At 64.8% G+C, this 23,365-nt stretch carries 20 protein-coding genes; 12 read left to right on the top strand and 8 right to left on the bottom strand.

What is annotated here, in order from left to right; genetic code table 11:
- Window positions 1-136: 136 nt before the first annotated feature.
- Both EAH68_RS06205 and EAH68_RS06200 read left to right on the top strand, forming a co-directional pair.
- The gene (locus EAH68_RS06205) at window positions 137-1,624 is read left to right on the top strand and encodes an aldehyde dehydrogenase family protein (RefSeq protein WP_126120591.1); all 1,488 of its coding nucleotides are present in this window, start codon (window positions 137-139) and stop codon (window positions 1,622-1,624) included.
- A gap of 90 nt (window positions 1,625-1,714) precedes the next feature.
- Entirely contained in the window at window positions 1,715-3,115 is a 1,401-nt protein-coding gene (locus EAH68_RS06200) for an MFS transporter (RefSeq protein WP_164546414.1), read from the top strand.
- Window positions 3,116-3,166: 51 nt separating this feature from the next.
- On the opposite strand, the gene EAH68_RS06195 is transcribed toward EAH68_RS06200, so the two are convergent.
- Complete coding sequence (locus tag EAH68_RS06195; RefSeq protein WP_126120457.1) at window positions 3,167-4,483, bottom strand: cytochrome P450; 1,317 nt, start codon at window positions 4,481-4,483, stop codon at window positions 3,167-3,169.
- Window positions 4,484-4,708: 225 nt separating this feature from the next.
- Between EAH68_RS06195 and EAH68_RS06190 the strand changes: the two genes are divergently transcribed.
- The 8 genes from EAH68_RS06190 to EAH68_RS06155 all read left to right on the top strand — a co-directional run bounded on the left by EAH68_RS06190 (window position 4,709) and on the right by EAH68_RS06155 (window position 14,165).
- Window positions 4,709-5,929 carry a C4-dicarboxylate TRAP transporter substrate-binding protein gene (locus tag EAH68_RS06190; RefSeq protein WP_241228321.1) on the top strand — a complete coding sequence of 407 codons (1,221 nt, stop codon included), beginning with the start codon at window positions 4,709-4,711 and terminating at the stop codon, window positions 5,927-5,929.
- Between the two features lie 42 nt (window positions 5,930-5,971).
- The gene (locus EAH68_RS06185) at window positions 5,972-6,586 is read left to right on the top strand and encodes a TRAP transporter small permease (RefSeq protein ID WP_126120455.1); all 615 of its coding nucleotides are present in this window, start codon (window positions 5,972-5,974) and stop codon (window positions 6,584-6,586) included.
- The gene (locus EAH68_RS06180) at window positions 6,579-8,090 is read left to right on the top strand and encodes a TRAP transporter large permease (protein WP_241228320.1); all 1,512 of its coding nucleotides are present in this window, start codon (window positions 6,579-6,581) and stop codon (window positions 8,088-8,090) included. The genes EAH68_RS06185 and EAH68_RS06180 overlap by 8 nt, the downstream gene beginning before the upstream one ends.
- A 13-nt stretch (window positions 8,091-8,103) precedes the next feature.
- Window positions 8,104-8,604, top strand: coding sequence for an HtaA domain-containing protein (locus EAH68_RS06175; RefSeq protein ID WP_241228319.1), 501 nt, complete (start codon window positions 8,104-8,106; stop codon window positions 8,602-8,604).
- A 131-nt stretch (window positions 8,605-8,735) separates the two neighbouring features.
- Window positions 8,736-10,187, top strand: coding sequence for an aldehyde dehydrogenase (locus EAH68_RS06170; RefSeq protein ID WP_126120453.1), 1,452 nt, complete (start codon window positions 8,736-8,738; stop codon window positions 10,185-10,187).
- Window positions 10,188-10,219: 32 nt separating this feature from the next.
- The gene (locus EAH68_RS06165) at window positions 10,220-11,308 is read left to right on the top strand and encodes an alcohol dehydrogenase catalytic domain-containing protein (RefSeq protein WP_126120452.1); all 1,089 of its coding nucleotides are present in this window, start codon (window positions 10,220-10,222) and stop codon (window positions 11,306-11,308) included.
- Between the two features lie 62 nt (window positions 11,309-11,370).
- Window positions 11,371-12,267 carry a hypothetical protein gene (locus tag EAH68_RS06160; RefSeq protein WP_126120451.1) on the top strand — a complete coding sequence of 299 codons (897 nt, stop codon included), beginning with the start codon at window positions 11,371-11,373 and terminating at the stop codon, window positions 12,265-12,267.
- 152 nt (window positions 12,268-12,419) lie between these two features.
- Complete coding sequence (locus tag EAH68_RS06155) at window positions 12,420-14,165, top strand: RNA/DNA-binding domain-containing protein (protein ID WP_126120450.1); 1,746 nt, start codon at window positions 12,420-12,422, stop codon at window positions 14,163-14,165.
- A gap of 118 nt (window positions 14,166-14,283) precedes the next feature.
- Here the strand turns inward: EAH68_RS06155 and EAH68_RS06150 are convergent, their stop codons facing one another.
- The gene (locus EAH68_RS06150; RefSeq protein WP_126120449.1) at window positions 14,284-15,867 is read right to left on the bottom strand and encodes a hydantoinase B/oxoprolinase family protein; all 1,584 of its coding nucleotides are present in this window, start codon (window positions 15,865-15,867) and stop codon (window positions 14,284-14,286) included.
- Window position 15,868: 1 nt separating this feature from the next.
- A complete protein-coding gene (locus EAH68_RS06145; RefSeq protein WP_126120448.1) occupies window positions 15,869-17,899 on the bottom strand; it encodes a hydantoinase/oxoprolinase family protein in 2,031 nt (676 codons plus the stop codon).
- 191 nt (window positions 17,900-18,090) lie between these two features.
- On the opposite strand from EAH68_RS06145, the gene EAH68_RS06140 reads away from it, so the two are divergent.
- Window positions 18,091-18,648 carry an NADPH-dependent FMN reductase gene (locus EAH68_RS06140; RefSeq protein WP_126120447.1) on the top strand — a complete coding sequence of 186 codons (558 nt, stop codon included), beginning with the start codon at window positions 18,091-18,093 and terminating at the stop codon, window positions 18,646-18,648.
- A 122-nt stretch (window positions 18,649-18,770) separates the two neighbouring features.
- Here EAH68_RS06140 and EAH68_RS06135 read toward each other — a convergent pair whose 3' ends face one another.
- The 5 genes from EAH68_RS06135 to phnD are packed head-to-tail and all read right to left on the bottom strand — an operon-like array spanning window position 18,771 to window position 22,609.
- Entirely contained in the window at window positions 18,771-19,391 is a 621-nt protein-coding gene (locus tag EAH68_RS06135; protein ID WP_126120446.1) for a TetR/AcrR family transcriptional regulator, read from the bottom strand.
- The gene (locus EAH68_RS06130) at window positions 19,388-20,173 is read right to left on the bottom strand and encodes a tyrosine-protein phosphatase (protein WP_126120445.1); all 786 of its coding nucleotides are present in this window, start codon (window positions 20,171-20,173) and stop codon (window positions 19,388-19,390) included. Before EAH68_RS06130 ends, EAH68_RS06135 begins: the two co-directional genes overlap by 4 nt.
- On the bottom strand, window positions 20,174-20,974 hold the full coding sequence (gene phnE / locus EAH68_RS06125) for a phosphonate ABC transporter, permease protein PhnE (protein WP_241228318.1): 801 nt from the start codon (window positions 20,972-20,974) through the stop codon (window positions 20,174-20,176).
- Window positions 20,961-21,722, bottom strand: coding sequence for a phosphonate ABC transporter ATP-binding protein (gene phnC / locus EAH68_RS06120; RefSeq protein ID WP_126120444.1), 762 nt, complete (start codon window positions 21,720-21,722; stop codon window positions 20,961-20,963). Before phnC ends, phnE begins: the two co-directional genes overlap by 14 nt.
- Window positions 21,719-22,609 (bottom strand): phosphate/phosphite/phosphonate ABC transporter substrate-binding protein, encoded by an 891-nt coding sequence (gene phnD, locus EAH68_RS06115; protein WP_126120443.1) that lies wholly within the window; start codon window positions 22,607-22,609, stop codon window positions 21,719-21,721. The genes phnC and phnD overlap by 4 nt, the downstream gene beginning before the upstream one ends.
- Before the next feature lie 225 nt (window positions 22,610-22,834).
- Between phnD and EAH68_RS06110 the strand changes: the two genes are divergently transcribed.
- Window positions 22,835-23,320 carry a DUF1801 domain-containing protein gene (locus EAH68_RS06110; RefSeq protein WP_369408333.1) on the top strand — a complete coding sequence of 162 codons (486 nt, stop codon included), beginning with the start codon at window positions 22,835-22,837 and terminating at the stop codon, window positions 23,318-23,320.
- Window positions 23,321-23,365: the final 45 nt, after the last annotated feature.

The following is a 23,365-nucleotide window of genomic DNA, read 5'->3' as shown; positions in this document are numbered from 1 at the left end:
AGTTGCGAAAATATGACAGAAGTGAGCTGGACCACTTGCGGGGCGCGCATATTTAGTAGACACTTGTCGATAAGTAAGTGTGGCACAGTTCCACCCTTCCTTTTCTCCAGCGTCTCCAGACATGAAAGGCCCGATCATGGCCCCCTTTTTCGACCCCGCATACATCAAGGACTACGGCCTCTACATCAACGGCGAGTGGATCTCGCCCACGGGCCGGGAGCTGATTGAGGTGGACAACCCAGCCACTGAGGAGATCATCGCCCGCGTGGTGGAGGCAACGGAATCAGATGTGGATGCTGCGGTCAGTGCCGCCCGCGCCTCCCATGACGATGGGCGCTGGTCAGCGCTCTCGCCGAAGGAGCGTCAGAAGGTCCTGATCCGTTTCGCCGAGATCATGGATGAGCGCAAGGCTGAGCTCGTCGAAATCGACATCGCCGAATGTGGTTCAGTGGGCTGGTTTGCGGATGTCGGTCAGGTCGGCGGTGCCATCGCCCACCTTCGTTCCACGATCGAGGCCATGGACCGTTTCGAGTGGGAGAAGTCATCGCCCATCCACTTCGGCAACGGAATCGGGCAGGGGCAGGTTGTCCGGGAGAGTTATGGTGTTGCGGCCCTGGTCAGTGCCTATAATTTCCCGTTGTGGCTGAACATGACCAAGCTTGCCCCGGCCCTGGCCGCCGGCTGCTCCGTGGTGCTCAAGCCGGCCTCGACCACTCCGCTCGAGGGGCTCATCCTGGCAGAGATCGGTGAGCAGGCAGGAATCCCGCAGGGCGTGATCAACGTGATCACGGGCGGGCGGATCCCCACCCAGGCCTTGACCACTCATCCCGGCGTCGACCTGGTCAGCTTCACCGGTTCTGATGCCGTGGGGGCGCAGATCTACCAGCAGGCCGCAGCCTCCATCAAGAAAGTTGTCCTCGAGCTCGGCGGTAAGAGTCCCAACATTGTGTTCGAGGATGCCGACCTCGACGCCGTCGCCACCCAGGTGGTCACCCACACCATCATCCAGGCGGGCCAGGGCTGTTCACTGCTCATGCGCACCCTGGTGCACCGCTCGCGTCATGACGAGCTCGTGGAGAAGGTCGCGGCAGGCCTGGCGGCCATCAAGGTCGGCGACCCGACCGCGGCGGACACTCAGATGGGCCCACTGATCTCTGAGGCACAGCGCCAGAAGGTGGAGGAACTCATTGCCTCCGGTGTGGAGGCCGGCGCGACTCTGGTCACCGGCGGCCGACGCCCGGAGGGTCTGGGCAAGGGCTACTACATTGAGCCCACCCTGTTCGCGAATGTGGACAACTCCTCCCGTATCGCCCAGGAGGAGTTCTTCGGCCCCGTCAACGTGATCATCCCCTTTGACACGGATGATGAGGCCGTCGAGCTCGCCAACGATTCCATCTACGGTCTCTCCGGCGCCGTGAACACCCCCGACACCATCCGCGCTTATAACATCGCCCGCCGTCTACGCACCGGCGCCGTGGTCATCAACGGGGGCGGCGGCGCCTTCCCGGACATCTCCATGCCCTTCGGTGGCTACAAGGCCTCGGGCATCGGCCGGGAGTACGGCGAGTGGGGCATCGAGGAGTACCTGCAGACCAAATCCATCGGTTGGGCGTCCGGACGCTAGAACCACCGCTTATCGACGCCCGCCTCTCCCCGCCTTCGAAGGCGGGGAGAGGCCGTGGTGGTTATGGGGACTACGAGTGGAGGAGTGGCTGTGCCGGCAGAGACAATTCCGGGGCGGGGTGGCGGCCGGCTTGCGGTGGGTGCGCTGGTCTTCGCCAGCCTCGTGGCGGGGTTGCTGCAATCCATCGTCCTGCAGATTCAGGACGAACTCCCTGCCCTGCTGGGCAGCACCCGGGAGGTGACAGGATGGATTGTCACCGCCACGATTCTTGCCGCCTGTGCGTTCTCCCCGGTCTCCTCCCGGCTGGGGGACATGCTCGGCCGCAAGCGGGTCACTGTCTCCCTATTGATGATTCTGGCCTTGGGGTCTGCTGTTGCTGCACTGGCACCCAATGTGTGGATCGTGATCCTGGGGCGTGCTCTCCAGGGTCTGGCCATCGGTGTCATTCCCCTGGCCATGTCCATTCTCAAGGACATCGTGCCCCCGGCCCGCCTGGGTGGTGCGATTGCGTTGACCTCCGGCACTCTGGGCATCGGTAGCGCAGTGGGGCTTCCGCTGGGCGCGCTGGTCAACGAATACGCCAGCTGGCGGGGAATCTTCTGGGTCTGTTTCTTCCTCGCGGTATTGAGCACAGGATGGGTTCAGTGGGCGGTTCCCGCCCACCAGGTCCGCTCGCACGGAGACTTCGATGCCCTGGGGGCGCTCGGCCTGGGGCTCAGCGTGACCGTGCTGCTCATCGGGTTGGCGCAGTCCCTGCCCTGGGGCTGGGATTCGGTGGCGACGCTGGCCACTTTCGGAGTCGGTGCGGTGTCGATGGCGGCGACCATCGCCCACCTGTGGCGGCGTAGCCATCCCATCATCGATGTCCGGTCCTCCCTTGCGCCACGGGTCCTGCTGACCAATATCAGCGCTCTGCTCATGAACTTCTCGATGATGGGCGCCATCATTGTTTTCCCGCAGCTCATGGCCCTACCCGCTGATGCTCCCGCCGGTCTGGGGATCGATCGGGTGCTCGCGGGTCTGATCATGATGACTTCCGGCGTCACCACCGCCCTGGCCACGCCGTTGATCACTTCGCTGAATGCACGCTTCGGCCCGAAGCGACTCATGGTGGCCGGCACCTTCGTGGTCGGCGTCTGCCTGGGGCTCGGGCTGGTGGCTCCCTGGAGCGCGGGGCTGTTCCTCGGCATCAACATCGGCCTGGGATTCGGATTCGGAATGTCCTTCGCCGCCATGCCCCAGATCATCATGGAATCAGTGGATCGACGGGACACCGCCGCGGCAAACGGATTGAACGCTCAGCTGAGGTTCTTCGGCACCGCAGCAGCGTCGGCGATCCTGGCGGCGGTCCTGGCTCACTGGTCAATCGGCCATCACGGCGTCGTGGTGCCCACTGTCTTCGGCGTCGAGCTGGCCATCGTGCTGTGTAGCGCAGCGGCCTTCGTGGCCACCGTGCTGTGCCTGTTCATTCCGACGGCAGCGCGCAGCTAAGCCCACGCCGAGGCGTGGGCTTAGCTGATGGCGGGCGCGACGTCGATAAGTTCAGTCAACCAGGTCGAAACGAACCGGCAGGGACTTCACCCCACCCACGAAGTTGGTCTGCAGGACCTTGCGTCCGTCCAGCAGCTCGATGTTGCGGACGCGAGGGAGGAGCTGCTCCAGCAGGATCCGCAGCTCGAGACGGGCCAGGGGCTGGCCGAGGCAGGAGTGCGGGCCTGAGCCGAACGCGATGTGCGGATTCGGCTTGCGGTCGTGCCGGAAATTCTTGGGGTCGGGGAAGATGTCCTCGTCGCGGTTGGCGGACTGGAAGAGCAGCATGAGTCGGTCGCCGGCCTCGATCTTCTGGCCGCGCAGTTCGTAGTCGACGGCGGCCTGATGCACGAAGTGTTTGACCGGCGAGGCCCAGCGCAGACCCTCGTTGATCAGGTTCGGGATCAGGGAGAGGTCCTCCTGGACGGCCCTGAGCTGTTCGGGGTTCTTTGCCAGCTGCTCGAAAATCACCGCGGTGGTGGTGGAGGTGGTGTCATGACCCGCACCGGAGATCGCGATGTAGTAGCCGATGCACATCTTGAGCGGGTAAAACTCGCCGTTGCTCATGCGTGCATTGGCGATCAGGCTGGCCAGGTTGTCCTCGGGCTCTTTGCGGAGTTTCTCCACCAGCTTCGTGTAGTACGCGAAGAAGTCCTTGATGTTGGCCAGGTTCTGCTCCGCGGCGGCCGTGGGGGAGTCCGTTGCGATTCCTGCGCGACGGGACTCGGGATCGTTGACGCCGAAGCGCTCATGTGCGAGCTTCATGATCTGCGGCTCATCCTCCTCGGGCACGCCGAAGAGCGTCATAACGACGTGCAGGGGGTAGAACCAGGCGAAATCCTTGGAGAAGTCAATCTCGTTCACGCCGGTCTGGAGGTGGCGGTCAATCACCTTGTCGGCCAGCTCGCGGATACGGTCGTTCCACTTCTTCAGCTCAACCGGGCGGAACCAGCCCTGCGCAATGTCGCGGACCATGGTGTGCTCCGGCGGGTCCATCATCTGCAGGGACTCCAGGGGTCGGAGGGTGCCGTGGGTTCTGAGTGTGTAGTCGTCGCCGGCCCTGGTGTTGAGGATCGGATTGTGGGTTCCGGGATTGTCCGGGCCGCCACCATTGGGGAAGATTTCTGGCTGGCGCTCGATCTCAAGGATGTCGGCGTGCTTGGTCACCAGCCACAGTGGGTCGTAACCGTCGACCTCGACCTTGGCCAGTGGTGCGTTGGCACGCAACCATTCGTAGGCCTTGAACAGGGCTTCCTCATCGAGGTGACCTGTGGGCAGAACGATCTGCTCGGCAATTTCCTGGGGGACGCGGGTCTGAGTTGCGGTCACAACTCCTCCTTCAGATTCGGGGCTTTGTTGGTCGGGGACGTTGGGGGCTGTGCGGATGGAGCCAGCCCGCCAGAAAACTTTCGGATTCCTATTGAACAGCCGTGGGCGTGTGTGTAGTGTCACATCTTACATGCACAGTTACACTGTGGCACAGTTCGTCAGAATTTGGAACCATCTCCAGGAACAATTTCTGTCCACCAGAACGAAATGAGGAATCCCTTGAGCGTGAAAGAAATTCGCCGACCTGCCCTCAGGTCCGCCCGCTACGTGATCGCCACCCTCGCTGTCGCGGGTACTTTCGCTGTCGCCGCCTGCGGGGACTCCAGCAGCTCCACCTCGGCCACCGGCGGGGCAGCCGGGATCGATGAAGTGACCCTTTCCTACAGTGACCTCACCTCTGCGACTTCAAGTGCGGGTGAGTCCGTGCAGGAGTGGATCGACTCTCTGGAGACAGACTCGGGCGGCAATGTCGTCGTCGAGCCCTACTGGTCGAGCTCCCTGCTCACCAGCAATGATGCGCTCTCCGGAACCGGCTCCGGCATCTCCGACATCACTTACACCGTGGTGACTTATCAGCCACAGGCACTGCCCGTGGCCAACTGGATCAATGAACAGGGCTCGCTGCCCATGGATTCCTACCCCCACAACCAGCTGCAGACCGTGGGTGTGATGAATGAGCTGTTCAACACTGAGGACATGGCCGCTGAATTCGATTCCCAGGGCGTGAAGTTCCTGGCCTCCACCAGCGTGGCCGGCAAGTATGACCTGCTGTGCAGTAAAGAAGTCACCGATCAGACCGACCTCAACGGCCTGCGCGTCCGTGCCCCTGGGCCCGTGTGGGCGGCCGAAGCTGAGGCTCTCGGCATGACCGTGGTCAACGTCGCGCAGGGTGAGACCTACGAGGCGCTCCAGCGTGGCCTCATCGACTGCCAGATCGGTGCACCCTTCATGTACGAGGACTACGGACTCAATGAGGTGGCCAAGCACTACTATCCGGCGGGTTTCTCCGCCAACATGGGTCTCGTCCTGTTGATGAACCTGGACAAGTGGGAGAGCCTCTCCCCGGAGACCCAGGCCCTCCTCCAGGAGAGCATGAAGGATTACGCAGCCGGGCGCACCCAGGCGGACATCGAGTCCCAGATGGCCTTCTTTGACCGCCGCGAGGAGCTCGGCATCACCACCCACGACGTCACCGAGATGAACGCCGCGCTCGCGGAGTTCCAGGAGTCCCAGCGTGACGGCTGGCTGGACCGGGCCCCCGCCGGGGTCTCTGACGCTGCGGCCACCGGTGAGACCCTCACCACCGCCATCGACTCCTGGGCCGAAACCGTCACCGAAGACGTTGCTGTGGCGGAATCCGGGGAAGTGGCCTCCGAATCCATCGACGACTTCCCCGCCTGGCAGGACCGCCTGTCCGATGTCTTCGCAGGCCGCACCGAAGGCTAAGGGCCAACAACCCTCATTTTCCCAAGTGGGAAGGATACCTCCATGCTGCAAGTCCGTCCGCAGAGTCGCTCACCACTGAGCGGTCTCCTAAAAATCGTCCACGGTGGAAGCTCGGCACTGCTTGTTGTCTCCGGGGTCGCGCTGTCGATCATGGTGCTGCTTGTCTCCTATGACGTGCTCATGCGCAACCTCCTCGGCTCCGCCATGACCGGCGTAGCCGAGTACGTCTCTGAGTGGCTCATGCCCGCCACCATTCTTTTCGCACTGGCCTACACCGAGCGCAAGAACGAACACATCCGGGTCACCATCATCGAGGACTCCATCAAGGGTGGTCCCCAGAAGACCCTCCGTGTCCTGGGGCAGCTGACTTCCGTGGCCGTGGCGCTGGTTCTCACGTGGAGCTCCTACCAACTGGCGCTCGACTCCTTCGGCATCCGTGAGACCGTCCCCATGGGCACCGAACTCCTGGCCGTCTGGCCCGTCAAGGTGGCGGTTTTCGCGGGCTGGCTCTGGCTGAGTGGCCAGACCATCGCCAACCTTGTCGCGATCGTCATTCCCGATCACGTCACTGTCCCGGCCTCGGAGGCAGACCTGCACCAGCCCGCCGATGAAGACAACCTGCCCCAACCTGGAAATGAAGGTGGTCCCCGTGCTTAGTACTGCTGTGAAGAACGACGTCGCAACGAACCTTCCGGCCGTCGGCGATTCTCCCGACAACGTCTCACACGCGAAGTCCTGGGCCTGGGTGATCGCACTGTTCGGGGGCGGCCTACTCATCGCCGCGTACCTGATGTTCGGCGGTCCGGACCGGGTTGTCATCGGCATCCTCACCGTCGTGCTCATGCTGATACTCATGCTCGCAGGAATCCACATCGGCCTGTCCATGGTGGGGGCAGGAAGCCTGGGGCTCTATTCGCTGGGCGGGGGCCCCGCACTGCAGACGACACTTGAACAGGGGACTTTCGATCCCACCGCGACGTGGCAGCTCTCTGTCATCCCGACCTTCATCCTCATGGGCACCGCTCTGTGGAAGTCGGGCCTGACCAACCGTGCCTTCGATGCCGCGAAAATGTGGCTGGGCAACGTGCCCGGGGGGTTGGCACTGACCACCACCATCTCCGGTGCGGGCCTGGCGGCATCGTCCGGCTCCACCATCGCACTCACCCACGCGCTCGGCCGCGTGGCCATCCCGGAGATGATCCGGGCAGGTTATAAGCCGGGATTCGCCATCGGCTCCACTGCGATGGCGGGTACGCTCGGGCAGCTGATCCCGCCGAGCGTTCTGCTGGTCGTCTACGCCGGCGCTGCCCAGACTTCCGTGGGCAGTCAGCTCATGGCGGGCATCATTCCGGGAATCATCCTGGCCATCGCGTTCTGCCTCTACATCCTGGCTGTCGGAATCATCAAGCCGGATGTCGCACCGCGTGCCCGACAGAACTTCACTCTCGCAGAGAAGATGAAGGGCCTGATCAAGGTCATCCCGCTGGCGGTTGTGGCCCTCGTGGTCATCGGTGGCATCGCGTCCGGCCTGTTCACTCCAACGGAGTCTGCGGCCGTCGGCTCCATCGTCGCCCTGCTTCTCGGTTGGTTCACCCGAACAGATGGCTCCAATGGCCTGAAGGACTTCTTCGGCTACATCAAGAGTGTGCTGGTGGTGGCCACCGTGGCGTCGGCCGGCATCTTCCTGCTTCTCATCGGCGTGCATGTCCTGACCCGTGTGGTCACGTTGAGTCGCCTGGCCAACAGCCTGACGGACATGATCCTGGACATCGGCCTGAATGCCGTCTCCTTCCTGTTGATCCTGGTCATCCTGTATCTGATCCTGGGCATGTTCATGGACACCATGGCCATCATCCTTCTCACCGTCCCGATCCTCGCGGCGCCGGTCACGGCCCTGGGTATCGACATGATCTGGTTCGGTGTCTTCCTGGTGATCATGGTGGAGATCGGGATGGTGACCCCACCTCTCGGTGTCCTGAGCTTCGTCATCCACAGGATCGCGCAGGATCCGGAGGTCAACCGAGGTAAACCGATTTCGCTGACCACCACGTTCATCGGTGTGATGCCGTTCGTCGGTGTTGCGCTCGTGGTCACCGTCCTGATCATCTTCTTCCCCGACCTGGTCACATGGCTGCCGCAGCAGCTGTCGGTGACCAATTAAGAGGAGCGCCATAATGAATTCACTCATGGAAGCCCATGGCACCAGCCTGGCTCACGCCTCCCTGGAGTGGGGGATCAAGGAGTCCTTCCGTAACTACTTCGAGCGTCTGCCGGATCACAGCTACGGTTTCGCCGGAGAAGCACGCAGGTGCAGCGACGGCCAGATCGAGTTCCAGACAGACCCGACTGCGGATGCCGACGTCAACACCCTGGCATTCAAGGGGGCGGTGCATCTCACCGGCCACCATGGGGCTCTGTCAGTGAGGATCGCCAACCCGCATGTGAGCTTCACTGCAGACGGTGAGGGGGTTCTCTCGGCAGAGGTTGATGAGGAGGACGGGAAGCCGGTGCGGATGGCCATAGCCAACCTCATGCGGGAGAACTCCCCCGCCCTCCAGCTGCCGAACCTGACGTTCCGGGCGCAGCTTGCCGAGGAAGGCCAGTACCTGTTCATGGGCAACTATTTCGCGGGTGATGCGATGGACCCTGTCAGCATCTGGTTCACCGCTCCTTAAACAGCTTGCTGACGTGCCCCTGCAGCCAGGGGTCCGGGTGGGGTCGGCCTCGCCGGCCCCATTTCTTAGGCTTCAAAATAAATGTTGAACAGTTCGACAATAATGAGATTTCCTGAAGGAGAACCACGACGATGACCATCGAATACGACAGCCTCTTTATCGGGGGTAAATGGCAGACACCGTCATCGGAGGACCGCATCCGGGTTCATTCGACGGCCACGGAGGAATACATAGGAAGCGTCCCGGAGGGGAAGAATGAGGATATTGACAGCGCTGTTACGGCTGCTCGAGTAGCGTTCGACGACCCAGAAGGTTGGCCCACCTGGCCGGCCGAGAGGCGGGCTGAGACACTGCGGCGTTTCGCCGGGGAACTCGAGACCCGTGGCGAGGAGATCGCGAATCGGGTCACGGCGCAGAACGGCATGCCCGTCTCCCTCTCCCAGAAGTGGGAGACCACCAACCCGGCGCAGCTGCTGCGGTTCTACGCCGACATGGTCTGTGCGCAGGAGGATGAGGTCCGTCCCGGTGTGAAGGGGAAGCAGGTGCTGGTCACACGCTCGCCGATCGGGGTGGTGGGTGCCATCCTCCCGTGGAATGTTCCCCAGAGCATCACCTTCCTCAAGCTGGCACCCGCCCTGGCCGCCGGCTGCACTGTCGTATTGAAACCCTCCCCGGAGACGGTCCTTGATGCCTTCACCGTCGCCGAGGCTGCCATGGCGGCGGGACTGCCCGCCGGCGTCCTGAACATCGTGCCCGCCGGTGGGTCCGTCAGTTCCCATCTGGTCAGCCACCCCGGCGTGGACAAGATCTCCTTCACCGGCTCCCCGGAGGTCGGCCGGCTCATCGGCGAGACCTGTGGCCGCCTACTCCGCCCCGTCACTCTGGAGTTGGGCGGCAAGTCTGCGGCCATCCTGCTCGATGACTTTGATCTGGCCGGGAACATCGATCAGCTCTACCACGCGTCGATGACCAACAACGGGCAGGTGTGCTGGCTGTCCACCCGGATCCTGGTCCCGGAATCACGCTACGACGAGATGGTCGAGCTGATCACCGATAAGGTCAGCAACCTCGAGGTCGGCGACCCCTTCGACCCCGCCACCGAGATCGGTCCCCTGGTCAGCGAACGTCACCGGGATCGCGTGGAATCCCTGATCAGACAGTCAGCCGAGGAGGGTGCACGCATCACCACTGGTGGTGGCCGTCCCGCGGACCAGGATAAGGGTTGGTTCCTTGAGCCGACGGTGTTCGCGGACGTCGACCGCAAGGGAACTGCCGCGCAGAAGGAGTTCTTCGGCCCGGTCCTCTCCATCATCAAATACACCGACGAGCAGGACGCCATCGACATCGCCAACGACTCCGACTTCGGTCTTGCCGGCAGCGTGTGGAGTGCGGACTTTGACCGTGCGGTGGGCGTCGCAAAGCAGGTGGAGACCGGAACCATCGGGATCAACGGTTACGCCACGGACCCGTCCGCGCCGTTCGGCGGGGTGAAGGCGAGCGGCCTCGGGCGTGAACTGGGGCCGGAAGGCCTGTCGCACTACCAGGTGCTCAAGTCCGTGTACCTCCTCCAGCCCAACGCGTGACGACTGAAGAACCAACCAGAAAGCAGAAGTTGATGAAAGCAGCTGTTGTCCCCTCCGCCGGAGCCGGCTTCGAGATCGTGGATGTCCAGATCGCCGCGCCTGAGGCCAAGGAGGTGCTCATCGATGTCAAGGCCGTGGGACTGTGCCACTCGGATTACACGCTGGCCAGCGCCGACCTGGGATTTCCCTTCCCCGCGGTGTTCGGCCACGAGATCTCCGGTGTCGTGCGGGAAGTCGGAGAGAACGTGACCGCTCTCCGGGTAGGCGACCCTGTCGTGGCTGCCCTGGTGCGCTACTGCGGTGAGTGCGAACGTTGTCTGTCGGGGCAGTCCTACTACTGCCGCAACGTTGACTTCACCCTGCGTGAGAAGGGGCAGTCACCGCGACTCTCGGTGGACGGGCAGGGACTCACCCAGGCTTTCGGCCTCGGCGGCTTCGCGGAGCAGGCGCTGGTCCACGAGAATCAGCTGGCAAAGATCCCGGCAGGCATTCCCTTCGAGAATGCTGCCTTGCTGGGGTGTGGAGTGATCACCGGTGCGGGTGCTGTCCTGAACACGGCGAAGGTGGGACGCGGCGAGACCGTCGCCGTCATCGGCGCCGGCGGGGTGGGCCTCAACGCGATCAGCGCGGCGGTCCTCGCCGGGGCCTCCCGGATCGTGGCCCTCGACATCTCCGATGAGAAACTGGCCAAGGCCAGCGGCTTCGGCGCCACCGACACGATCAACTCGCTGGCCACGGACCCGGTGCAGGCGATCCACGAGATCATCCCCGAGGGGATCGACCATGTCTTTGATTTCGTCGGCTCTGAACGCGTGGCCCAGCAGGGGCTGGACATGCTCTCTTATGGCGGTGCCCTGTACCTGGTGGGTATCGGCGGGGCTGACGTGACCGTCACCGTCAACGCCATGAAATTCATGCGCAACCGCAACCGGCTAGAGAGCGTCTACATGGGCAGCGCAAACCTCCAGGTGGACATCCCCTTCTTCGCGGGCCTGGAGGCGCGCGGCCTGTTGCGTCTGGATGAACTCATCTCGGAGACCATCGCGCTGGAAGACATCAATGACGGCTACCGCAGATTGAAGGAAGGCGCGGTGTCGCGGCTGGTGGTGGTCAATCCCTGACCCCAACCCCACCCCCGCCGGTACCCTCGGGGCAACCGCACCGCCGAACAGGGAGCCCCGACATGACCTATCTTCTCGCGCTCGCCCGGGACCTGGACCGCATCGAGTTGATTGATGTCCCCACGGGGAACCGTCAGGTCATCATCACTGAGACGGGCCGCCACCCGGACGGAGTGGTCTGCGACGGCCGCACCATCTTCTGGACCACCATGGGGGAGCGGACCTCGCTGAGCCCGAGCGGAGAAGCGGTGTACGCGAATGTGGACGGCGGGGTCCACGCCATCGACATCAACGGCCTCAACCGGCGTGACATCGTCGCCCCCGGCGGGACGACCACCGGAAAGCAGCTGGCCCTGGACAGTGCGGGCAACCTGTACTGGGGAAACCGCGAGGGCTTCTCGCTGGCCACCGCCCGGAAGGACGGTACTGGACTGCGGGATCTGGTCCGCCGCGACGGTTCCGGGGCGGAGCGTGACTGGATCGTCGGTCTGGCTCTCGACGAGGCCAACGGCCATATGTACTGGAGTCAGAAAGGCTCCTTCGCCGGTGGGGACGGGAAGATCTTCCGCGCTGGCCTGGAGATCCCCGCCGGCGAGACCGCGGAGAACCGCAGTGACATCGAGCTGCTCTGGGACAACCTGCCCGCCCCCATTGACCTGGAGCTTATCGGCGGTCGTCTGCTCTGGACCGACCGCGGCTCCGGTTCGCATCCCGGCGGCAACTCCCTCAACCGGGCGGTGGTCCCGCCGGTGGGGGAGAAGGGTGTGGCCCCGGAGATCCTGGCGGACGGTTTCGAGGAGGCCATCGGGCTGAGTGTGGATAAGCCAGCGCGCGTGGCCTACGTCGCGGATCTCTCCGGCAAGATCTGGGCGGTCCCGGACCCCGCTCACTCGAAACAGGGCAAGCAGCTTGTGGTGGATCTCGGTTTCCCGGTCACCGGCCTCAACCTGGTGGGGTAATTACTGCCGGGTCCATAATGAAACAACTCGAAACAACTCTAAACAACTATCCTGAGCTGGTTTTTTATCCATTTTAGAGGTCTTTTTCGGAAATAGTTGTTTGAGAGTTGTTTCAAACAACTCTGCAATTACTACCGGGTAGAGTAAAGAACATGCCCACCCCCGTATGCTCCAGCGGTCATGTTCTTCCCGACGAGATAATTTCTGCCCTCACCCATATCCGGGACGGCTCCACCGCGGATGCCCAGGAGTCAGAAATTCTGGACTTCAAGGAAGATCCTGCGCGTTCGGCTAAAGCGGCTGGGCGGAATCAGGACGCCAAGCTGGTGGATTTTCTTCTCGATGAGTGTGTCTGCCTGGCCAACGGGGAGGGAGGTGACGCGCATATCCTTCTCGGTGTCGCGGATAGAATTCCTGGTCCAGCAGCATTCACCGGTACCGACCGGGAGCCGGCCTGGTTGGTGGAGAAGATCTTTAATGGAACGAAGCCGAACCTCAGGGTGGAGGCGGAAATCATCCGGTACGAGGGAGCGAGACTGGTGTGGATCAGAATTCCCGCCGCCCTCACTGTCTATGAACGGACCAAGGGGCAGGCGACCCGTCGGATGGGTACTTCCTGCGTGCCACTCACCAATGCAGAACGCCAGGCGTTGATCGCAGCTCGGGCGAATCCTGATTTCACCGCCGCAGTCGCAGAGGCGAAAATCGAGGATCTTGATCCTCTTGCGGTTGCCGAAGCCCGCTCTCGACTGGCAGCGCGTCGATCCGCGGCCGGTCAGACGGATCCGGTTCCGCAGACCATGAATGGTCTATTGGAGGAGCTGGGGCTGCTCACGCAAAAGAAAGAGCTGACGGTAGCAGCAGAGATCCTGTTGATGCCGATGCGGCGAGGACGTTTGAGTGTTCGGCATCTATTACGCACTGTGCCCGGCGGAGAACCCCGTGTCCGGGAGATCTCTTCTCCTCTGGTGCTTGCCTTCCGCGAGATCCTTGACCGGATTTCGGAGAGCGCACCCCAGGAAATCGATCGTGTGGATCTGGGAGGAGGGCAGGAGGTGCCGTTGCCTGCTTTTCCTGCCCGGGCTGTTGACGAAGTGGTGGCAAATGCTCTCATCCACCGTGACTGGAACATGACAGCTCCCGTGGTGGTCGATCAGTCTCCCCGGATTCTTCTGGTGTGGTCCCCGGGCCCTCTGCCTTATGGGGTGACGGAGGAAAATCTTCTGACCACGGTCTCGCATCCCCGGAATCACAAACTCATGGCGGCGATGCGGATGATGGGCCTGGCGGAGGAGTCCTCCCGGGGTTTTGACCGGATGTGGGTGTCGATGCTGGCGACTGGTCGACGGGCTCCAGAGGTGGAGACCACGCAGTCGTCGGTCCAGGTGACCATTTCTGCGGGACGGCCGGACAGGGACTTTGTGGTCGGCGTACATCGGCTGACAGATGTACACGGGCGGGAAGTCATTCATTCGGTTTTCACCCTGATCGTGCTCCGGCACCTCTTTGATCATCCCCTCATCACGTTGAGGGAAGTGGCATCCCAGACTCAGCAGAGTGAACTTTCTGTTCGTGAGGGCATGGACTGGTTGGGGGACATCGGTCTGGTGCAGCCGGTGAGTGATTCTGTGCAGGAATGGGTTCTCACTGACCATTCGCGGCGTCTCCTGGCGCAGGAGAAGGAGCGCACGGTCGCCGCTGTGAGTATCCAGGAATGGTTGGAGGCGAAGCTGAACTCAGGCGCGGGTGTTCTCGCGAGGGAAGCGGCGGAGGAGCTCGGCGTTGACCGGGAGGAGATCACCGGAATCCTCCGGCATCTCCGCACGCTCGGACGAGCGATGATTGACCCGGAAGGGCCGCAGCGTGGCCCTTCCACCCGGTGGGTGGCGGGGCGCTGACCGATCACTTGAAACAACTCGAAACAACTCTGAACAACTATCCTGAGCTGGCCTTTCAGCGGTTTTGCGCCCTTTCCCGCAAATAGTTGTTTGAGAGTTGTTTCAAACAACTCCACAATTACTCTGCCTTCCCGTAGCCACCTCCCCCCGCGGTCCGGATCGAGATGCCTTCACCTGCCTCGAGGTCCACGCGGCTCAGAGAGGGCAGCTGCTCGGATCCTGCTGTCCGGTGTACCTCCACCAGCGCCGGGGTGCCGTCCGCGCCGCCGTCGAGTCCCCAGGGGAAGGTGGTCACGCGCGACGTGCCGGGGACGACGATCGCCTCGCCATGAGTGAGCCGCAGGCGTCGGTAGAGACCGTCGCCGCCGCGGGATCTACCCGCACCTCCGGTACCGCGGGCGATCTCGTAGGCCTCCACCCGCAGCGGATACTCGCGCTCGATGACCTCGCACGGGGTGTTGCGCGTGTTGGTCATGTGGGTGTGCACCGCGGAGGCGCCGTCGGCGTCGGGGTAGGCGCCCTGCCCGCCGCCGTAGGTCTCCACATAGGAGTAGTAGCGCCCCGTCCGCGGGTCGATGCCGCCCACGGTGACCATGCTCATGCTGCCGCTGGAGGCCGCCGGGACCAGGCCCTCGGTGAAGGCCTCGAAGGCACCGAGGATGGCGTCGACGATGCGTTGGGCGGTCTGGATGTTGCCGTGGGCCACCGGCGCGGGGAATTCCGCGTGGACGAGGCTGCCTGGCCTGGTCACCACGCTGATGGGTGCCATGAGTCCTGCGTTGGAGGGCAGGGTCGGGTCGGCGAGCATCTTCACCACGTAGGCGGCGCATGCCCGGGTAACCGCATAGGAGCAGTTCACCGCGCCGCGGACCTGGCCGGAGCTGGCGCTGAGGTCGATGGTGATCTCCCCGCCGGTGACGGTGACCGTGGCGGTGATGGGGATCTGCTCCTCGTCGACGCCGTTGTGTTCGAGGTGGTCGGTGAAGGAGCCGGTGCCGTCGGGAAGCTCGCTGATGGCCGCACGGGTGCGGCGCTCGGCGTAGGTGATCAGGGCGCGGGCGGAACGGGCGAAGCCGGCCACACCCCATTCCTCGACCAGTTCCAGGATGCGGCGTTCACCCAGGCGGTTGGCGGCGACCTGGGTCATGAGGTCACCGCGGGTCTTGTCGGCGGTGCGGATGTTCATCAACAGCAGCGAGAGGAGTTCGCGCTGCAGCTCGCCTGCCGCGAAGAGCCGGACCGGGGGGACGCGGACGCCCTCCTGGTAGATCTCCGTGGCATGCGTCGCCATGGAGCCAGGGGTGATGCCGCCGACGTCGACGTGGTGGGCCATGGTCGCCACCAGCGCGATGATCACACCGTCGACGAAGATCGGGGTGATCACGCACATGTCGGGCAGGTGCGAGCCGCCGAGGTAGGGGTTGTTGGTCATCAGAACATCGCCCGGCCGGAGGTTCTCCGCGCCGTATTCGGTGATGACGTTGGCGATGAGGGTGGGCATCAGCCCCAGGTGCAGCGGGATGTGCTCGGCCTGGGAGATCAGTTCCCCGTCGGGGCCGTAGATGCCGGCGGAGCAGTCGCGGCGGTCCTTGATGTTGGGGGAGTAGGAGGTGCGGATCAGCGCCATGCCGACCTCCTCGGCTATCGACGCCAGGCGGTTGCGCGCGATCTCGATCTCCACGGCATTGAAGTCAGTACGCATGTCAGGACTCTCCCTTCCGGGTCAGGTGCAGGAATCCGTACTCGTCGCAGCGGCACTGCTGGTCGGGGCGGATGTAGGTGGTGGTGTCGAACTGGTCGAGGATCGCCGGTCCGGTGAGTACTTCCCCGGCGGGAAGATCAGCCCGGGCGTAGACGGGTGTGTCCACCCAGGTGCCCTGGATGAAGACGGGACGCCGGTGCTTCGGCACCGCTCCAGTGCCGGCTGCGCCGAGCTGTTCCTGGGGTACCACCGGCTGGCCGATGGTAGCGACCAGGCGCACGACGATGATCTCCATCTCCGCGTCCGGGTCGCGGAAACCGTAGCGTTCCTCGTGGGCGAGGTCGAAGGCCTCGCGCTGGGCCGCCCAGTCGGCGGCCCAGGGGACGGTGAGCTCGTAGCTCTGTCCGGTGTAGCGGGCGTCGACAAGCAGGGCCGCCCCGAAATCGAACGTGCCCATCTCCTCGATGGCGCGCTCCCGCAGATCCTGGAAGGCCTCCTCGAAACCGGCGAAGCCGGTGGCTGCGTCCGCCTGGACGGGCGCGGCGAAATCGTGGCGGACCGGGGCGTCGAGCATGCCCACGGCCGAGGCGATGCCCGGCAACGGTGGGATCACGGCGGATTCCATGCCCAGCTCATGGACCAGATCCGCTCCGTGGAGGGGACCCGCGCCGCCGAATGCCATGAGGTGGCAGGAGCGGACGTCGATGCCGCGTTCCACGCTCACCCGGCGGATGCCACGCGCCATGGTCGCGGCGATGACGCGGAGGATACCCTCGGCGCATTCTTCCGGACCCAGGCCCAGCTCAGCACCAAATTCCGTCATGCGGGAATAAGCAGCTTCCCGGTCCAGGGTGAAACGCCCACCGAGCAGGTCGGTACCCAGGCGGCCGAGCACGAGGTGGGCGTCGGTGACGGTCAGGTCCACCCCACCCCGACCGTAGGCGATGGGGCCGGGTTCCGCGCCCGCGCTGTGCGGGCCGACGCGCAGTCCACCACCGGAATCACGCCAGGCGATGGAGCCGCCGCCGGCGCCGATGGTGTGGACGTCGACGCTCGGCAGGCGCAGCGGCATCGAGTCGATCTCCCCGGCGGTGGTCTCATCCGGCTCCCCGGCGCGGATCAGCGCGATGTCGGTGCTGGTGCCGCCGATGTCGAAGCTGACCACCTTGTCCAGGCCCAGGTGGCGGGCCCAGTTCGCGGCACCGACCACCCCGCCGGCCAGCCCGGAGAGCACCGTGCGGGCGCTGTGGGTGCTGGCGATCGCGGGGTTGAGTAGCCCGCCGCTGGACTGCATGACCCACAGTCGGGAAGGCACGCCGATCTCGGTGACGCTCTCGACGAGGCGGCCCATGTAGCCGGCCATCTTCGGCTGGACGTAGGCGTTGACCGCGGCGGTGGAGGTGCGGTCGTATTCGCGCATCTCCGAGGTGATGTCCGTCGCGGCGGTGATCAGTGGTGCGGCGCCGAGTTCGCGCAGCCGCGCCACGGCGAGCTGTTCGTGGGCATCATTGCGGTAGGCGTTGAGGAAGGAGACGACGAGGGTGTCGAGCTCCAGCTCCCGCAGCTGCGGTGCCAGCGCGTCCAGGTCCCCGGGCTGCAGCGGCATGAGTACCTCGCCGGAGGCACTCATCCGCTCATCGACCTCGACGATGCGTTCCTCCGGGATCAACGGCGGCACACGGTGCACCCGGTTGTCGTAGAGCGCGGGACGGGCCTGGTGACCGATGGCCAGCACATCGCGGAAACCGCGCGTGGTCAGCAGGCCGATGCGTGCGCCGTCGCGGGTGAGCACGGTGTTGGTGGCCACGGTCGTGCCGTGCACGAGGCGGGTGATGTCGGATGCCGCGCCGCCCTGCTGTTCCAGGGCTCCGGTGATGCCGGTGATCACGGCGTCGTCAGGCGCGGCGGGTGTCGAGGGCACCTTCCAGACGCTCAGGCTGCCGTCCGCCCGGCGGACACCGATGTCGGTGAAGGTGCCACCGGTGTCCACCGCAACCTGCAGTTCCTCGCGGCGGTTGTCGTGGGTGTGCACGTGGGATCCACTCCTTGAGACTCGGGTTCCCCTCCACTCTCCCGTAAGAGCGATGTTTCTGCTGTCGTTCCGCGCAGCTCCGAGCCCGCACGACCCCGGGAAAAAACGTAGCGTGGGTCACAAGGACGGTTCTTCATGGGCCCGCGCCCGGGGGAACCGTTACACCCATACGATCTCCAGGAGTGACAACCATGACCCGTATCGCCATTGTCGTCGGCAGCACCCGGCCCAACCGCAACGCGCGCGACGTCGCCGAGTGGGTACACCAGCACGCGCCCCAGGGCGGCGACGCCGAATACGAGCTCGTCGACATCGCCGATTTCGACCTGCCGCTTCTCGATGAGCCCATGCCGCCGGCCATGGGCCAGTACAACAACGAGCACACGAAGGTCTGGGCCGAGAAGGTCGCCTCCTTCGACGGCTACATCTTCGTCACCCCCGAGTACAACCACTCCGTGCCCGCCGCCCTGAAGAACGCGGTGGATTACCTCTATGCCGAGTGGAACAACAAGGCCATCGGCTTCGTCAGTTACGGTTCGGCCGGCGGCACCCGCGCGGTCGAGGCCTGGCGCCTGATCGCCGCGGAACTGCAGATGGCCGATGTCCGTGCCCAGGTCTTCCTGTCCTTCAGCACCGATTTCGCCGACATGACCACCTTCACCCCCACCGACGGTTCGACCGGTGCCCTGCAGGACGTGTTCGAGCAGGTCACGGCATGGGCGAAGGCGCTGGAGTCGCTGCGCGCATGAAAATCTGATCTGAAAACCTCCCGCCCCCAGTGGCCGGTGCGCATTGTCCCTGTTCGCAGCCCTGGTTTTGACGCGTCAAGGTGGGATGTTGCGCGCCACCGCGCCACCGCACCGCCGCATCGTCATTCCCCGGGACCGGGCCGGCGCACCATCCCCTGCCACACGATGTCCACCGCAGCCCGGAGCCGCGCGGTCACCTCCGCCCCCTCCAGGGCCATCCCGCGGGCGACGAACTGGTAGTAGGCCACCCCGGAGAGCAGGTCGAGGGTGGCCTCAATGTCGAGGTCCTCGCGCAGGATCCCGTCCTTGATGCCCTGGCACAGTAGCTCGGCGACCGGGGTGCGGCGGCGCCGGACGTGGGAGCGCCAGTACTGCTGCTGCAGTTCGGGATCCAGGATGTTGAGGTGGATGCGCCGCCGGATCATCCGTTCGGTGTCGGAGGCGTGGTTGCCGGTGCCGACGTAGGTTTCCACCAGGGCGTCGTAGAGGTCCAGGTCCCTGCGCACCCGGATGGGGTGGCGGCCGTGGTCGAGGGCGTCGGCGAGCACGGCGTCGAGGGAGGGCCAACGCCGGTAGATCGCGGCCCGGGCCACGCCGCTGCGTTCCACGAGGTGCCGGACGGTGATGGGCCAGGTGTCCTCGTTGAGCAGTTCAGTCGCCGCCTTGAGGACCTGCTCACGTTTCTCGGGGTCGCGGGGGCGTCCGGGGGAACGGCGGAGGGGGGTTTCCGATACTCCGGTCAACGCGTGATCAGCCTTTCCCGCAGAGCGGAGACGAGTTCTCCGTCGACCCCGGCCTCCCGCAGCTGGCTGTTGAGTCCGCCGTAGCGTTCGTGGAGGACCTGCAGCATGGTGCGCATCGCTGTCTCCGGGGCGGACAGGAGGACGGAGTCCAGGGGTAGGGCGGCGGCGTGCCCGCCCACGGCGATCTCGGCGAGCTGACTGATCCGGTCGAGCACCTGCGGCATCGCCGCATTGGTGCGGACGTAGTCGGCGATGATGGCCTCATCGTCGGCACCCAGCAGGGAGAGCAGGCAGGCGGCGAAGACGCCGGTGCGGTCCTTGCCGGCCACGCAGTGGAAGACAGCCGGCCCGGGGGCGTCGGCGATGGACTCCAGGCCGCCGCGGATACCGGCCCCGTAGCCCTCGACGAGGGAGACATACCAGTGGCCCATGAGTTCTGCGGCCCTGGGATCCCCGGGAAGCTGGTGGGCGATCTCAGCCAGGGCCGTCGCGCCGGGCATGGAGGTGTCATCGGTGAGGGGCTGGTGCAGGTAGGTGATGTCCATGTCGCCGAGCGGACCGCGGCCGGTGTAGGCGGTCTCGGGCAGGGAACGCAGGTCAACGATCAGGCTCGTGCCGGCCTCGGACAGGGCGCGGGCGCCGTTTTCATCGATGAAGGAGAGGTCGTCGCCGCGGCCGAGGAGGCCGGGGGTGACCAGGCCGTCGCTGACGGGGATGCCGCCCAGGTCGCGGAAGTTGGCCAGGGGGCGCAGCCGCAGTGGGGGTCGTGTTGTTCTGAACATTTATCTCACTTTGTGACGGATGACCGCGCTGATGCGGTCGATGACGGTCACCAGCACGATGATGCTGATGATGATGGCGAACAGGTGGCCGTAGTCATAGAGGCGCATGGCGGTGGTCAGTTCCATGCCGATGCCGCCTGCACCCACGAGTCCGAGGATGGTGGCGCCGCGGACGTTGCCCTCGAAAAGCAGCAGTGTGTAGCTGATGAGCATTGGTGCGGCCTGGGGTAGGACGGCCCAGGTGATGACCTGGCGTCGCGACGCCCCGGTGGAGGTCACTGCCTCGACCGGGCCTTCGTCCACTGCCTCCATCGCCTCCGCAAAGACCTTGCCGATGGAGCCGACCGAACCGAGCGTCAGGGCGAGGATCCCGGCGAAAGGTCCCAGTCCCACGGCGGAGACGAAGACCAGGGCGTAGATCAGGTCCGGCACTGAGCGCAGGGTGTTGAGCAGGAGGCGGGTCAGCGCGTACAACCACCGTGGGGCGATGGTGGAGGTGGCGCCGAAGGCGAGGATCAGGGAGAGGCCCGCACCCAGGAAGGTGCCCAGCACCGCCATCTGCAGGGTCTCCCGCAGCAGCCCGAGAATGAGGGGCAGGCGGTCGAAGTCCGGCGGCCACAACCGGGCGAGGAAGTCCCCGATGCGCGGTAGCCCGTTGATGAGCTCGCTGATGCTGAATCCGGACCCCCGCCAGCTCCAGCCGATCGCCGCCAGTCCGAGGATGACCATCAGGAGACCGGCTGGTCCCGGGGCCTGCAGGGGGCGGGCAAGGCGGATCCGCTCCTGTTCACTGAGCATCATGCACCTCCGGAGCGGGCTGGTAGAGGCGGGTGAGGGCGGCGTCATCAAGCTGGTGGGCCCGGCTGTCGATGATGACGCGGCCGTGCCGCAGTCCGATGATCCGGTCCGCGTGCGTGCGGGCCAGGTCGACGGCATGCAGACTCATGAGCACCGGGATGCCGCGCTCGGCGGCGACCTCCCGCAGCAGGGCGAGAACCGAGTCCGCCAGCTGCGGATCAAGCGAGGAGACCGGTTCATCGGCGAGCAGCAGCTGCGGATCCTGCATGAGCGCCCGGGCGATGGCCACCCGCTGCTGCTGGCCGCCTGAGAGCACCCGGCAGCGCTCGCGTGCCCGCTGCTCCAGCCCGACGCGTTCCAGCAGGGCGAGCGCCTTCGCGCGCTGCGCCGTGGAGAACATCCCCAACAGGTTGACCGTTCCGGCCTCGTGGAGACCGCCCGTGAGCACGTTGGTCAGGCAGGAGAGAGTCGGGACGAGGTGGAAATGCTGGAAGACGTACCCGACGTCCGAGCGCAGCGCCCGCAGCTGCCCGCCGCGCAGCTTATTGACGTCCCGTCCCGCCACCGCCAGCTCATCCGCGACGGTCGGCACCATCCGGGTCAGGGCACGCAGCAGGGTGGATTTCCCCGAGCCGGAGGGGCCCAGCAGGGCCACCACCTCCCCGGCGTGGACGTCCAGATCCACGGCCTCGAGGGCGGTGTTGCCGCCGAAACGCACAGTGAGCCTGCGGGCACGGACCACCGCGGTCACCGGATGTCCGCCAGTTCCACGCCAGCCTCGCGCGCGATCTGCAGGACCGGTGCATAGACCGATTTGTCCGGGTTGATCTGGTAGGACTCCGCCCCACCGTAGAGGGAGGCCAGGTCCTCGTCCGCCATCAGGGCTTCAGGCAGGTGCCCGGTGAGCTGGCGGCGGGTGTTCTCATCGACTTCCGCGGAGACGACCACGGATATCCCCAGCGGAAAAGGCGCGGTCTCTGCCACCTGCCGGTAACTGCCCTCAGTCAGCAGGCCCTCCTCGATGTAGGTCGGGACCAGCTGACGGGCGGTGCATGCCATGTCGACGGTGCCGTTGAGCATCGCCAGGACCGCGGCCTCGTGGCTGCCGGCAAAGGTGGCGGTGTAGTCCCGGCCCTCGGTGTAGCCGTGCCTGACGAGCAGGGATTTCGGTAGGAAGTGTCCGCTGGTGGAGGCGGGGTCGACGAAGGTGATCTGGCCGCCCGCGAAATCGTCGAGATCGTGGATGTCACTGTCTGCCCGGACGAAACACAGGGAGGCCGGACCTTCCTCCTGATTCCAGACGATGATGGGGGTGACGGAACCGTTCTCATAGGCCAACGCCGTGGCAAACTGGCTGGTCATGGCCACGTCCGTGAAACCGGAGCGCACCGATTCCACGACCGCCATGTAGTCGGCCGGTTCCTGGATCTCCACCTCCCGGCCCGTGGCCGCCGCGACCAGTTCCGCGACGACCGCCGACCGTTCAGCGAGGCTGGGGTCGTCGGTGCTCGGGGGTAGGGCGAAGGTGAGGGGCGTGGTCGTAGGGTCGGCTGATTCCGCGTCGGAACTGCAGCCACTGAGTACCACCACTGCCCCCAGCAGTGCTGCCCCGAGGAAGTGGGAAACCGTTCTGCCCATAGAGACTTCTCTTCCTTTCCGGAGACAAAGAATACCCAACCCGAACAGGGTTGCACAGAAATACGAGACCGGGGGTAACGAAAGGTAATTGTGGATGAATTTACTGTGAACTGCATGGAGATTGGCCCTTGTCCCCGCAGTTTCTCTGACATGATCCGTGGGGTCAATCACAGGGCGGTTTTTCAGGGGCCCGGCTCACGCCGGTGCGGGCGTAGGATCTCACTCATGGGCACCTCCTACGAGTCCCTCCCGGGCGTCCCCGAATCGGAGGCCCGGGAGACGGGTTTCACGCTGGGGCACACGGGCGCGAACGCCGCGGACATCAGAACACATGCCACCGACCAGTCCCCGGCACAGTATGTCGAGGAACTCGACACCCCGCGGCGCGTGGAGCACGGCCGACTGCTGCTGGAGATCTTCCGCCGCGCCACCGGTGAGGAGCCCGTCATGTGGGGACCGTGCATGATCGGCTACGGCCAGATGCACTACCGCTACGTCACCGGGCGTGAGGGGGACACCTTCCGCGTGGGCTTCAGCCCGCGCAAGGCGAAACTCACCCTTTACGGACTCCCGCAGGCGGAGGGCTTCCTCAGTCGGCTGGGGAAGCACACGACCGGCAGCTCCTGCATCTACGTGAACAAACCGGAGGACATCGACCTGGCGGTGCTCGAGGAGATGGTCCGGGCGGCCTGGACCGCGGGGACAGGGTAGTGCTGGACCCCGGTTAGGCTGGAGACAGAACGCGCCCCGACCTGC

This window comes from Corynebacterium hylobatis (assembly GCF_003955685.1).
Taxonomy (GTDB): Bacteria; Actinomycetota; Actinomycetes; order Mycobacteriales; family Mycobacteriaceae; genus Corynebacterium; species Corynebacterium hylobatis.
The sequence above is the reverse complement of the archived record's forward strand: the minus strand, read 5'-3'. Positions and strand labels throughout refer to the sequence as shown.